General features: G+C 72.9%; 9 protein-coding genes. 5 read left to right on the top strand and 4 right to left on the bottom strand.

Translation table 11 applies throughout. The features are described from left to right. Nucleotides 1–514 precede the first annotated feature (514 nt). The 3 genes from E1212_RS27795 to E1212_RS27785 are packed head-to-tail and all read right to left on the bottom strand — an operon-like array spanning nucleotide 515 to nucleotide 5134. Nucleotides 515–1150 (bottom strand): GDSL-type esterase/lipase family protein, encoded by a 636-nt coding sequence (locus tag E1212_RS27795; RefSeq protein ID WP_131988580.1) that lies wholly within the window; start codon nucleotides 1148–1150, stop codon nucleotides 515–517. Next, complete coding sequence (locus E1212_RS27790; RefSeq protein WP_131988578.1) at nucleotides 1151–1354, bottom strand: DUF6104 family protein; 204 nt, start codon at nucleotides 1352–1354, stop codon at nucleotides 1151–1153. 30 nt (nucleotides 1355–1384) lie between these two features. Then, a complete protein-coding gene (locus E1212_RS27785) occupies nucleotides 1385–5134 on the bottom strand; it encodes a multifunctional oxoglutarate decarboxylase/oxoglutarate dehydrogenase thiamine pyrophosphate-binding subunit/dihydrolipoyllysine-residue succinyltransferase subunit (RefSeq protein ID WP_131988576.1) in 3750 nt (1249 codons plus the stop codon). 305 nt (nucleotides 5135–5439) lie between these two features. Here E1212_RS27785 and E1212_RS30190 point away from each other — a divergent pair, with 305 nt between their 5' ends. Beyond that, a complete protein-coding gene (locus tag E1212_RS30190; protein ID WP_203417346.1) occupies nucleotides 5440–6147 on the top strand; it encodes a permease prefix domain 1-containing protein in 708 nt (235 codons plus the stop codon). On the opposite strand, the gene E1212_RS27775 is transcribed toward E1212_RS30190, so the two are convergent. Continuing rightward, on the bottom strand, nucleotides 6079–6399 hold the full coding sequence (locus E1212_RS27775; protein ID WP_131988574.1) for a PadR family transcriptional regulator: 321 nt from the start codon (nucleotides 6397–6399) through the stop codon (nucleotides 6079–6081). The genes E1212_RS30190 and E1212_RS27775 overlap by 69 nt on opposite strands. 69 nt (nucleotides 6400–6468) lie before the next feature. On the opposite strand from E1212_RS27775, the gene E1212_RS27770 reads away from it, so the two are divergent. The 4 genes from E1212_RS27770 to cydC are packed head-to-tail and all read left to right on the top strand — an operon-like array spanning nucleotide 6469 to nucleotide 12231. Next, entirely contained in the window at nucleotides 6469–7767 is a 1299-nt protein-coding gene (locus tag E1212_RS27770; protein WP_131988572.1) for a cytochrome ubiquinol oxidase subunit I, read from the top strand. Continuing rightward, the gene (locus tag E1212_RS27765; RefSeq protein WP_131988570.1) at nucleotides 7767–8720 is read left to right on the top strand and encodes a cytochrome d ubiquinol oxidase subunit II; all 954 of its coding nucleotides are present in this window, start codon (nucleotides 7767–7769) and stop codon (nucleotides 8718–8720) included. Before E1212_RS27770 ends, E1212_RS27765 begins: the two co-directional genes overlap by 1 nt. Further along, nucleotides 8717–10495, top strand: coding sequence for a thiol reductant ABC exporter subunit CydD (gene cydD / locus E1212_RS27760; protein ID WP_131988582.1), 1779 nt, complete (start codon nucleotides 8717–8719; stop codon nucleotides 10493–10495). Before E1212_RS27765 ends, cydD begins: the two co-directional genes overlap by 4 nt. Continuing rightward, nucleotides 10495–12231, top strand: coding sequence for a thiol reductant ABC exporter subunit CydC (cydC, locus tag E1212_RS27755; protein WP_131988568.1), 1737 nt, complete (start codon nucleotides 10495–10497; stop codon nucleotides 12229–12231). Before cydD ends, cydC begins: the two co-directional genes overlap by 1 nt. The last annotated feature ends 308 nt before the right edge of the window (nucleotides 12232–12539 follow it).

Raw genomic sequence — 12539 nt, 5'->3', positions numbered from 1 at the left:
CCGGACGGTCGCCTCAAGCGGACCCTGGTGGCTCTTCGCGCCGTGGGGGTCCGCTTGACCCGCCCGTCCGGGGTCTAAGAACGGGCAGCTATCAGGGGGACGGGGGGAGTCTGGCGACGGGTGCGGGGTCCTGGCGGCCCTGCTGGTGTCCACGTGGTGGGATTTGGCGCGTTTCGCGGGGCCGTCACGAGGTTCTCTGCCGCTTCACCAGGCCTGCATGCATCGTGATGTGGCAGAACGCCTGGTGATGTAGCGGATCGCCGATGATCATCGCTGTGCACAGCCCGGCGAACCGGGCCAATTGGGCGAAGCGGGCACGCGAAGCGGTGAGGCGTGCCCAGTTCCTCCCCGTCCCCCTGATAGCTGCCCGTTCTTAGGCCGCGGGTGCACGGGTCAAGCGGACCCCACGGCGCGCAGCGCCCACCGGTCCGCTTGAGGCGTGCGCACGCGGCTAAGAGAATGGGCAGCAAGGGGGACGGGGAGCCCACCTCATCACCCCACCTCAACCCCCGGCTCACGACGTCGCGCGGGGGACGCGGCGGTCCTTGACCGGGGTGCGTGGCGGCTCGACGCCCAACCAGGAGTACCAGCCGCCGTTGAGGACCAGGTAAGCCAGCAGCCCGTACCCCGTCTGGTCGGGGTGGACGCCGTCGTCGGAGCGGGCGTGCTGCCAGGATGCCTTCGCCGACAACGGACCGAAGGTCGCGACGTAGGGAATCGAGCACCGGGCGCACAGGTCCGCCCAGGCGGCGTCCAGGTCGCCGATGCGCGCCACCATGGCCTCGTCGCCCACGGGCGGCGGGCCGACCACCAGCACGGGCACGCTGACGGAAGACAGGCCGAACTCGAGCGCCGCCACCGAGCGCGCCACGGGGACGCCGCGGTAGGCGTCGGCGACGCCGGGCGCCAGGACGACGCGGTGCTCGTCGCCGCGGGCGAAGCGGGGTGCGCACTCCAGCGGCATCCGCACGACGACCTCTTCGGTCGCCTCGCCGCGGACCCCGAGTGGGTACGCCGTCAGTGCCACCCCGGTGGACGGCGGCGTGCGGGCCGCCACCCGGCCGACCCAGCCGAGCGCCTTCGGGTCACCGACGCCGGCGACGAAGGAGTCGCCGAAGACGCAGACCCGGACGTCGCGGGGGACGGCCACTCAGTCGTCCCCGGCGCCGGAGGCGGAAGCGTCGTCCTCGTCGTCGGTGCGGGCCAGCCAGGTGGCCAGGCGCTCGATGGCGGTCTCGAACTCGGGATTCTGGTCGACGAACTCACGCAGCCGCTCGGACAGCCAGCCCAGGGTGACCTGTTCGTCACCCCGGCGCTCGTCGAGCTCCTCGATGCCGCGGTCGGTGAAGTACATCCTCGAACTCCGGCGGTGAAGGTCGGGCGATCAGGCGAAGGCGGCGTCGTGCAGGGCCTTCTGCTGCTCGAGGTGGACGCTGTGGTTGCCCACGGCCGGCGACGTGCTGGCCGGCCGCGTGACGGGACGGAACGTGAGGCCGTCGGGCAGCCGCGGCGCCAGGTGCAGCGCCATGAACGGCCACGGGCCCATGTTCTCGGGCTCGTCCTGGACCCAGCGGACCTCGCGCGCGTTGGGGTACTTCGCGAGCTCGGCGGCGACCTCCTGTGCCGGCAGCGGGTAGAGCTGCTCGACCGGGAGGATGGCCGTGTGGTCGTCGGAGCGCTTGGTCCGCTCGGACAGCAGCTCCCAGGTGATCTTGCCGCTGCACAGCAGCACGCGGTCGACCTTGGCGGCGTCGAGCGGCTCGGGGTCGGGCAGCACCGGCCGGAACGTGGTGGTTCCGGTGAAGTCGTCGGGAGCCGACACGGCCCGCTTGTTGCGCAGCATGGACTTCGGCGTGAAGATCACGAGCGGACGGTGCTCGGCGCCGAGCGCCTGCGAGCGCAGCAGGTGGAAGTGTGAGGCGGGCGTGGACGGCTGCGCCACCCGGAACGCGTCCTCGGCGCCCATGAGCAGGAACCGCTCCATGCGCGCGGACGAGTGGTCGGCGCCCTGGCCCTCGTAGCCGTGCGGCAGCAGCAGCACCACGCCGGAGTGCTGGCCCCACTTGGCCTCGCCGGCGGTGATGAACTCGTCGATGATGGTCTGCGCGCCGTTGGCGAAGTCGCCGAACTGCGCCTCCCACAGCACCAGCGCCTCGGGCCGGGCGACGGAGTAGCCGTACTCGAAGCCCATGGCCGCGAACTCGGACAGCAGGGAGTCGTACACGTAGAACTTCGCCTGCTCGGAGTCGAGGTGCTGCAGCGGGATGTAGGACTCGCCGGTCTTGCGGTCGACCACGGACGCGAACCGCTGGACGAACGTGCCGCGGCGGCTGTCCTGGCCGGCCAGGCGCACCGGGCGGCCGTCGAGCAGCAGCGCGCCGAACGCGGTGATCTCGGCCGTCGCCCAGTCGATGCCGCCGTCGGTGAGCGCCTGCGCGCGCCGCTGCACCTGCGGCAGCACCTTGGGGTGGATGGTGAAGCCCTCGGGGAAGGTGAGGTAGGCGTCGGCGACCCGCTTGAGCACCTCGGGCGTGGTGGCAGTGACGACCTCGCCCTGCGGCACCGGCTTGACCGGGTAGCTGGGCACGGTGGTGACGTTGACGGGCGCCGTCTGGCGGGTCTCGGCGAACACCCGCTCGAGCTGCTGCTGGTAGTCGAGGAGGACCTGCTCGGCCTCTTCGATGGTGATGTCGCCGCGGCCGATGAGCGCCTCGGTGTACAGCTTGCGCACCGGCCGCTTCGCCTCGATGAGGTCGTACATGAGCGGCTGGGTGTAGCTGGGGTCGTCGCCCTCGTTGTGGCCGCGCCGGCGGTAGCAGACCATGTCGATGACGACGTCCTTCTTGAACGCCTGCCGGAACTCGAAGGCCAGCCGGGCCACCCGGGTGCACGCCTCGGGGTCGTCGCCGTTGACGTGGAAGATGGGTGCCTGCACCATGCGCGCGACGTCGGTGGAGTACATGGACGAGCGCGACTGGTCGGGCGACGTGGTGTAGCCGACCTGGTTGTTGACGACCACGTGGACGGTGCCGCCGGTGCGGTAGCCGCGCAGCTGCGAGAGGTTCAGCGTCTCGGCGACCACGCCCTGGCCGGCGAACGCGGCGTCGCCGTGCACCAGGATGGGCAGCACGGGGAACTCCTCGCCGCGGTCGAGGATGTCCTGCTTCGCCCGCGCGATGCCCTCGAGCACCGGGTTGACGGCCTCGAGGTGGCTCGGGTTGGCGGTGAGCGAGACCTTGATCTTCGAGCCGTCGAGCGCGGTGAACTCGCCGTCGGCGCCCAGGTGGTACTTGACGTCGCCCGAGCCTTGGACGGTGCGGGGATCGATGTTGCCCTGGAACTCGCCGAAGATCTGCGCGTAGCTCTTGCCGACGATGTTGGCCAGCACGTTGAGCCGGCCCCGGTGGGCCATGCCGATGCAGGCCTCTTGGAGCCCGGCCTCGGCGGCGGCCTCGACGACCTCGTCGAGCACCGGGATGAGCGACTCGCCGCCCTCGAGCGAGAACCGCTTCTGCCCGACGTACTTCGTCTGCAGGAACGTCTCGAACGCCTCGGCCTGGTTGAGCTTGAGCAGGATGCGCAGCTGGTCCTCGCGCGGGGTGAGGTCGACCGGCTTCTCGACCCGCTCCTGGATCCAGCGCCGCTGCTCGGGCTCCTGGATGTGCATGTACTCGATGCCGACGGTGCGGCAGTAGGCGTTGCGCAGAACGCCGAGGATGTCGCGCAGCAGCATGAACCGCTTGCTGCCGCCGAACGAGCCGGTGGCGAACTCGCGGTCGAGGTCCCACAGGGTGAGGTTGTGGGTGCTGACGTCGAGGTCGGGGTGGGTGCGCTGCTTGTACTCGAGCGGATCGGTGTCGGCCATGAGGTGGCCGCGCACGCGGTAGGCGTGGATGAGCTCGAGCACGCGGGCCTGCTTGCTGACCTCGTCCTCGTGGCTGGTGGTGACGTCGGTGGCCCAGCGGATGGGCTCGTACGGGATGCGCAGCGCGCGGAAGATCTCGTCGTAGAAGCCGTCCTGGCCCAGCAGCAGCCCGTGCACGATGCGCAGGAAGTCGCCGCTCTGGGCGCCCTGGATGATGCGGTGGTCGTAGGTGCTGGTGAGCGTCATGGTCTTCGAGACGCCCAGCCGGGCCAGCGTCTCGGGCGCCGCGCCCTGGTACTCGGCCGGGTACTCCATGGCGCCGACGCCGATGATGGTGCCCTGGCCCTTCATGAGCCGTGGTACGGAGTGGACCGTACCGATGGTGCCGGGGTTGGTCAGCGTGATGGTGGTGCCCTGGAAGTCGGCGACCGTCAGCTTGTTGTCGCGCGCCCGGCGGACGACGTCCTCATAGGCCGCCCAGAACTCGGCGAAGTTGAGGTGCTCGGCGCCCTTGATGGACGGCACCAGCAGCTGCCGGGTGCCGTCGGACTTCTTCATGTCGATGGCCAGGCCGAGGTTGACGTGCCGGGGCTTGGCCAGCGCCGGTTTGCCGTCGATGTCGCCGAAGGCGTAGTTCATGTCGGGCATCTGGCGCAGCGCCTTCACCAGCGCGAACCCGATGATGTGCGTGAACGAGACCTTGCCGCCGCGGGACCGGGCGAGGTGGTTGTTGATGACGATGCGGTTGTCGACCAGCAGCTTGGCCGGGACGGCGCGCACGCTGGTGGCCGTGGGGACCTCGAGGCTGGTCTCCATGTTGGCGGCAGTGCGTGCGGGCGCGCCCCGCAGCGGCGAGAGCTCGGGCTGGTCGGCGGCGGTGTCCTGGGCCGGTTGCGCGGGCGCCTTGGCGACGACCGGCTGGGCCGGGGTGGGCCTCGCGGCCTTCGGCTGGGCCGGGGCGGCCTTCGCGGGGGTGGCCTGAGCAGGCGTGGCCTTCGGCTGAGCGGCCTGCGAGGAAGCGGCGGCGGACGAGGTGGTCACGGTGGTCCTCGCGGGTGGCGTGGCAGTGGCGGTCGAGGCGGAGGTCGGCTTCGTGGCGGTGGCGGGACCCGGCGGGCCGGCGGGGGCGGTGCCGGCGGCCTTGCGCTCGGCGAAGTACTCCGCCCACTGGGGGTCGACACTGGAGGGGTCTTCGAGCCAGCTCTCGTAGAACTCCTCGACGAGCCACTCGTTCGGTCCGAATCCCGATTCCGGGCCGGTGGGGGCCACTGTCGCGTTCGCCTTCTTCCGTTCGAATCTGCGCGGCTGCTCTGGTACAGGTTAGTCGCGGTCGCCGACTCCGCGCATGGGCGCAATCGTGGCCTAGGTCACGCGGGGCGACAAGTCGACACGGAGGGCGGCGCGGCCCGTTGATCATCACCCGGCCGCCGCCCGCCTCGCCACCGGTTCCGCCGATTCCGCGCGAACCTCGCGTCAGGGGCATCCCGGAGCCGTCCCGGAGATGCCGATCCGGACCTACTGCCCCTCGTCTCACGGCGTTACGCTGGCCGCGAACCGTCCAGGCCGGAGGCGCCGTGATCGACCAGTACGTCACCCAGCTGCGGCGCGAGGTGCGTGGACCCGTCCTCCCCCGCCGCAGCATGATCGGCGAGATCCGGGCCGGCCTGCTCGACGCCGCCGACGCCCACCGCGCCGCCGGTGCGTCCGACGCCGAGGCACAGCGCCTCGCCGTCGAGGAGTTCGGGCCGGTCGAGCTGGTCGCCGACGGCGTGCGCGCGGAGCTGGCCGCGGCGGCGGCCCGTTACCTCGCCGGGCTGGTCGTCGTGCTCGGATCGGCACAGTTCGCGCTGTCGACCTACACGTGGACCACGGCGGCCGCCGCGCAGGGCTGGCCGATGCCGCCGCACTGGTACAGACTGCTGGCCACGGCCGTCGACCTCTCCAGCTTCGCGTTCATGGCGCTGGCCGCGGTCGCGGTGCTGGCGCTGGGCCGCGGCGCCCGGCTGCTGCCGACCCGCCGGGTGGTGCGGGTGGTCGCCGTCGTCACGCTGGTCGACGTCGTCCTGCACGTCGTGAGCGGCGCGATCCTGAGCGCGTACGCGCCGGCGGGCATCGGGGTGTGGGAGGGGCCGGAGCTGGCGCTGATGTCGCTGCTCTCGGTGGGCTCGACGGTCTGGATCAGCTGGGTGGCGGTGCGCTGCCTGCTGCTGACGTCACGCCGGCCCGAGGATGGCGTTCATGACGGAGCTCATCTCGCTCCAGGCCTGCTGCTGCGCGGCTAGGTAGGCCCGCCCCGAGCGGGTGATCTCGTACGTGCGGCGCTTGCGCCCGCCCACGGTGTCCCAGGCGCTGCGCAGGTAGCCCAGCCGCTCGAGCCGCCGCAGCGCCGGGTAGAGCGTGCCGGTGGGGAGGTCGACGGCGCCCTCGCTGCGTTCGTGCAGCGCCTCGGAGACGCCGTAGCCGTGCAGCGGCCGGTCCCTGACGACGGCGAGGATCAGCGCGTCGAGGTTCCCCCGGAGCGCGTCGGCCTTCATGTCGGCAGTCTACCCATCATCATGTAGCGTGGCTACATGTAGGCAGCCAGATAGCGCGGGAGGGCGACGATGAGCGTGCTGGACCTGTCGAGGCTGCAGTTCGCGTCGACGGCGATCTTCCATTTCCTGTTCGTGGTGCTCACGCTCGGTCTGGCGCCGGTCGTGGCGTTCTTCCAGACCCGCTGGGCCATCAGCGGGAAGGAGGTCCACGAGCGGCTCACGCGCTACTGGGGCCAGCTCTACATCGTCAACTACGCGATGGGGATCGTCGTCGGGCTGGCCATGGAGTTCCAGTTCGGCCTGCACTGGAGCGGGCTCATGACGTTCGCCGGCGACGTGTTCGGCGCGCCGCTGGCCACCGAGACGCTGGTCGCGTTCTTCCTCGAGTCGACGTTCCTCGGCATGTGGATCTTCGGCTGGCACCGGCTGCACCGCTGGGTGCACACGGCGCTGATCTGGCTGGTGGTGCTGACGGCGTACCTGTCGGCGTACTGGGTCATGGTGGCCAACGGGTTCCTGCAGGACCCGGTCGGGCACGTCATCGAGGACGGCGTGGCCCGCATCGACGACGTCGGGGCGCTGCTAACGAACCAGCAGGCCGTCGGCGCGCTGCTGCACATCGTGCCGGTCTGCCTGCTGACCGCGAGCGTCGTCATGGTCGGCATCTGCTCGTGGCACTTCCTGCGCGGCACGCCCGACGCCGACTTCTTCCGCCGGTCGCTGCGGGTCGCCGTCGTGCTGGGAGCGGTGGCTGCCGTCTTCGCCGTCGGCAACGGGTACGCGCAGTTCAGCTACCTCACCGAGGGCAAGGAGCTCGCGCTCGGCGGGTCGCCGGACGAGCGCGCCGCGTTCCAGGCCGAGATGGAGGCGCTGCACGGGCCCGGCGACTGGACGCCGCCGACGTGGATCGGGTTCGCCTGGCCGCTGATGGAGATCAGCGGGACGCTCTCCATGACGGTCTTCTTCGGGCTGCTGTTCTTCCTGATCAGGAACGCGTTCGACCGGGCCCGCCCGGCCTGGCTGCGCCGGTTCTGGCACCGGTTCTACGTGTGGACCGTTCCGTGGCCGTTCGTGGTGGTCGCGTGCGGCTGGCTGCTGCGCGAGGTCGGCCGCCAGCCATGGGTGGTCTACGGCGAGCTGACCACCGCCGACGCCGTCTCGGCGCACTCGGCGGGCACGGTGTCGACCAGCCTGATCGTGTTCGGCGTGCTGTTCGCGACGCTGGCCGTGCTGGACTGGTGGCTGATCGCGCGGCTGGCCCGACGCGGCCCGCACGACCTCGTGCTCGGGTCCGACGGCGCCGGCCGCGACCTGGGTGTGCCGGACGAGGACGACGACGAGCGGCTCGTGCTCACGGGGAGGAGCTGATGGAGACGACGTGGCTCGCCGCGCTCGGCCTGCTGCTGGCCGGCTGGTCCGTGCTCGACGGCGCCAACCTCGGCCTGGGCATGTCATTGCGCCGCATCGGGCGCAGCGGTCCGCAGCGGCGGCTGCTGCTGACGGCGCTCGGCCCCTTCCTGCTCGGCGGCGAGGTGTGGCTGGTCGCGTCGGCCGGGCTGCTCATCGGCGCGTTCCCGGCGCTGGAGAAGGACCTGCTGAGTGCCTACTATCCGCTGATCGTGGGGCTGGTGGTCGCGTGGGTGCTGCGCGACATCGGCGTCTGGTTCCGCAGCCGCCGCCCGTCGAAGGCATGGCAGGGCGGGTGGGAGACGGTCGTCGTCGTCGCCAGCACGGTCATGGCGTTCGCCTGGGGGCTGCTGCTGGGCAATGTCGTGCAGGGGGTGCCGGCCGGCGGACGCCCGGGGGTTGAGACACTGGTGGGGCCGTATTCACTGTTGTGGGGGGCCGTCGTGGTCGCCGTGTTCACGCTGCACGGCGCGGTGTTCGCCGCGCTGCGGCTGCCGCGTGGCCGCCGTGTGCGCGCCGCGGGCACCGTCCGCCGGGCCGCCGCGTTCGCACTGGCGCTGCTCGCCGCCGTCGGCGTCCTCACCCCTGCGTTCAGCGTCGATCTCGCCCGTCGGTTGCCGGCCGCCGTCATGGGCGTCGCCGCCGTGGTCGCCGTCACCCTGGCGCTGCGGCTGTTCGAGCGCGGCCGCGAGGGCCGGGCTTACGTCTGCAGCGCCGTGGCGGCCGCCGCGCCGCTGCTCACGGCCGGGCTGGCGTCGGCGCCAAGGCTGCGCGACGGCCTCGCGTCCGCCGGCTCGCTCGACCTGCTGGCCACCGTCGTCGTCCCGGCGATCCCGGTGCTCATCGCCGCCCAGGCGTGGATGTGGTGGACGTTCCGGCACCGCGTCGGGCCCCGATCGGCGGTGTTCTTCTGAACCAGCTCGCCCGCCGGCTGCTGGCCGGCCTGCCCGCCTTCCCCGTCGTCGCCGCGGCCTTCACACTGCTGGCCGTCGCCGGCGCCGTCGTCATCCTCGTCCAGGCCGAGCTGCTGGCCCGGCTGCTCGCCGACGGTGTCCTCGACGGCCCGTCCGTGGGCTCGGTCGCCGCGATGTTCGGGCTGCTGGCCGGCGTGTTCGCCGTCCGGGCCGGGCTGTCGTGGGCGCAGCAGGCGCTCGCGCAGCGGGCTGCGGCGTCGGTCAAGGCGTCGCTGCGGCGGCGCGTGCTGCGGCGCACCCAGGAGCTCGGCCCCGGCTGGCTGTCCGGGCAGCACACCGGCGGCCTGACGACCACGCTCGGGCGCGGGCTGGACGCGCTGGACCCCTGGTTCACCGGCTACTTCCCGCAGTTGTTCGTCGCCGCCGTCGTCCCCGTCGCCGTGCTGGTGCGCATCGCCGTCGCCGACCTCGCCTCGGCCGTGATCATCGTCGTCACCCTGCCGCTGATCCCGATCTTCGGCATCCTCGTCGGGCTGTCGACCACGCGCGCGACCGAGCGGCAGTGGCGGGCCCTGGAACGCCTCGGTGGGCACTTCCTCGACGTCGTCGCCGGGCTGCCGACCCTGCGCGCGTTCGGGCGGGCGACGTCGCAGGCCCAGGCCGTCCGGCGGATCGCCGACGAGCACCGTTCCGCCACCATGCGCACGCTGCGGATCGCGTTCCTGTCGGCGCTGGTCCTCGAGCTGGTCGCCACGCTGTCCGTCGCGTTGGTCGCCGTGCCGGTCGGCCTGCGCACGCTGGACGGCGGGCTGACGCTGTCGACGGCGCTGCTCGTCCTGTTGCTCGCGCCGGAGGCGTATCTCCCGCTCCGGGCGCTCGGGTCGCAGTTCCATGCGAGCACCGAGGGACTCGCCGTCGCCGAACGGTGCTTCGAGGTGCTGGACGCGCCGGGGTCGCGCGGACCGGCCCGATCCCTGCGCCGGCCGGATGCGACCTCCGCGGGTGGTGACGACGGCGCGGCCACTCCGACGCCGGCTCCGGGGTCCGGCCGGTCCGCGCGCGTTCCGGTGGCCTCGGGTGCGGATCCCGCGGCTCCGGTGGTGCGGTTCGAGGACGTCACGGTGCGGTACGCGGGGCGGGAGGAGGCGGCGCTCGATGGGGTGTCGTTGTCCGTTGCCACCGGGGAGCGGGTGGCGCTCGTCGGGCCCAGCGGGGCAGGGAAGTCGACGTTGCTGAACGTGTTGCTGGGGCTGGTTCCGGTCAGCTCCGGGCGGGTGCTGGTCGGCGGGGTCGATCTCGCCGACGCGGACGTGGAGGAGTGGCGGCGGGAGGTCGCGTGGGTGCCGCAGCGGCCGCACCTGTTCGCGCGGACCGTCGCCGAGAATATCCGGCTCGGGCGGCCCGACGCCACGGACGACGAGGTGGTGCGGGCGGCGCGGCTGGCGCATGCCGACGAGTTCGTCGCCGCATTGCCCCGGGGCTACGAGACGGCGCTGGGGGAGCGGGGCGCGGGGCTGTCAAGCGGGCAGCGGCAGCGGATCGCGCTGGCTCGGGCGTTCCTCCGCGACGCGCCGCTCCTGGTGCTGGACGAGCCGACGGCCGGGCTCGACGCCGGCAGCGAGGCCACGGTCGTCGAGGCGACGGCGCGGCTGATGGCCGGGCGGACGGTGCTCGTGGTGGCGCATCGGCCGGCCATGGTGCTCGACGCCGGCCGCGTCGTGACCATCGAGCACGGCCGCATCGCCGGCCCACAGCTGCCGGCGGGGGTGCGCTGATGGTGCGCCGGATCGCCGGACTGCTCCGCGCTCACGTGGGCCGGCTGCTCGTCGCCGTGTCGGCGTCGGTCGCCACGGAGTTGGCAGCGCTGGCGCTCATGGGGACGGCCGCGTGGCTGCTCGCCCGGGCCGCCGAGCAGCCGCCGCTGGCAGCGTTGTCCATCGCGATCGTCGGAGTGCGCGCGTTCGCCACCGGCCGCGGTGTCTTCCGCTACGCCGAACGTCTGGCCAGCCACGACGCCGCGCTGCGTGCGCTGGCGACGCTGCGCGGCCGGGTCTACGACGCGCTGGTGCCGCTGGCGCCGTCGGGGCTGCCCGCGTACCGCAGCGGCGACCTGCTCAGCCGCATGGTCCACGATGTCGAGGCCGTGCAGGACCTGGTGGTCCGGGTGATCGTGCCGGTGAGCACCGCGGTCGTCGTGGCCGCCGCGGCGGTCGGGTTCACGGCGGTGGTGCTGCCGTCGGCGGCCGTGGTGATGGCGGCGGGCCTGGCGCTGGCCGGGCTGGTCGTGCCGCTGCTCATGGTCGCGTCGGCGCGGCGCACCGCCCGGCGGCTCGCTCCGGCCCGCGCCGAGCTGGCCGCCCACCACACCGACCTGCTGCAGGGCAGCGCCGACCTCGCGGTCTTCGGCGCGACGACGGCCGCGCTGGCCGACGCGGAGCGGGCGAGCGAGCGGCTGGCCCGGCTGGAGCGGCGCACGGCGCTGACGACGGCGCTCGGTGGCGCCGCGGCCATGCTGGTCCAGGGCGCGACGACGGTGGCGGTGACGGTGCTCGCGCTGGACGCCCGCTCGGCCGACGGCGGCCTGGCCGGGGTGCTGGTGCCGGTGCTCGCGCTGGTCGCACTGATCTCGTTCGAGCCGGTGCTGCCCCTGGTGCCCGCGGTGCAGCGGCTGCTGGAGTCGCGCGCGGCGCTGCGCCGCGTGCTGGCGGTGCTGGACGCGCCGGCGCCCGTGGCCGAGCCCGCGCAGCCGCGGCCGGCGCCGTCGGGCCCCGTGACGATGTCGCTGCGGTCGGTCTCCGTGCGCTACCCGGGCGCCGCCCGCGACGCCGTCGACGCCGTCGACCTCGAGCTGACGCCGAGCCGCCGGGTCGCCGTCGTCGGGGCCAGCGGCTCGGGCAAGAGCACACTGCTGGCCTGCCTCATGCGCTTCATCGAGCCGTCGGCCGGGACGGTGCTGCTCGACGGCCGGCCGATCCAGGAGTACGACGGCGACGACGTGCGGGCCGTCGTCACCGGGGTCACCCAGGACGCGCACCTGTTCCACACGTCGATCCGCGAGAACCTGCGACTGGCCCGCCCGGACGCGTCGGACGACGAGCTGCGAGCGGCGCTGGCGACGGCGCGGCTGGACGACTGGGTGTCGTCGCTGCCGGCCGGGCTCGACACGCTGGTCGGCGAGGGCGGCGGGCAGGTGTCCGGCGGGCAGCGGCAGCGCATCGCGCTCGCCCGGGCGCTGCTGGCCGACCCGCCCGTGGTGCTGCTCGACGAGCCGACCGAGGGCTTGGACCCGCAGACCGCCGACGAGCTGATGACCGACCTGCTCGCCACGACCCGCGGCCGCACGACGGTCATCGTCACCCACCGCCTGGCCGGGCTCGACGCCGTCGACGAGATCGTGGTCATGGACGCCGGCCGCGTGGTCCAGCGCGGCACCCACGCCGACCTCGTCGCCGCCGACGGCCCCTACCGGGACCTGTGGTGGGCCTCGCACCCCGCCCTCGCCTCGGAATGATCACGTTCACCACCCGATCGGGTCCGACACGAGGCCTGCGGCGCTCGTGACGCGGGGAAAGGCCTCGTGATGGGCCTCAGGCGGCCGCGGTAACCGCATTCCGGCGCCTGGAGCCGGCCATCACGAGGACCGCTTGGGCATCACGAGGGCTGCAGGCCTCGTGGGGCAGGGAACCGGGTGGTGAACGACGCTCCTATGTGGTCAAGGCGGCGAGGTCTGCGGTGAGGATGGGGTGGAGTTCGCGGGCGATGTAGCGCTTGAGGCAGCGGCGGATGTCGCGGGGTGTGAGGCCTTCGGTGGTGCGGCGT

This window comes from Jiangella ureilytica (genome assembly GCF_004348545.1).
Taxonomy (GTDB): Bacteria; Actinomycetota; Actinomycetes; order Jiangellales; family Jiangellaceae; genus Jiangella; species Jiangella ureilytica.
Note: the sequence above shows the minus strand (reverse complement) of the source record. Positions and strands in the feature narration are given on the sequence as shown.

Coding starts and splice junctions, on each gene's coding strand:
- E1212_RS27790 (WP_131988578.1), bottom strand. CDS start 1,354: ATGTACTTCACCGACCGCGGCATCGAGGAGCTCGACGAGCGCCGGGGT.
- E1212_RS27775 (WP_131988574.1), bottom strand. CDS start 6,399: ATGAAGGCCGACGCGCTCCGGGGGAACCTCGACGCGCTGATCCTCGCC.
- E1212_RS27770 (WP_131988572.1), top strand. CDS start 6,469: ATGAGCGTGCTGGACCTGTCGAGGCTGCAGTTCGCGTCGACGGCGATC.
- E1212_RS27765 (WP_131988570.1), top strand. CDS start 7,767: ATGGAGACGACGTGGCTCGCCGCGCTCGGCCTGCTGCTGGCCGGCTGG.
- cydC (WP_131988568.1), top strand. CDS start 10,495: ATGGTGCGCCGGATCGCCGGACTGCTCCGCGCTCACGTGGGCCGGCTG.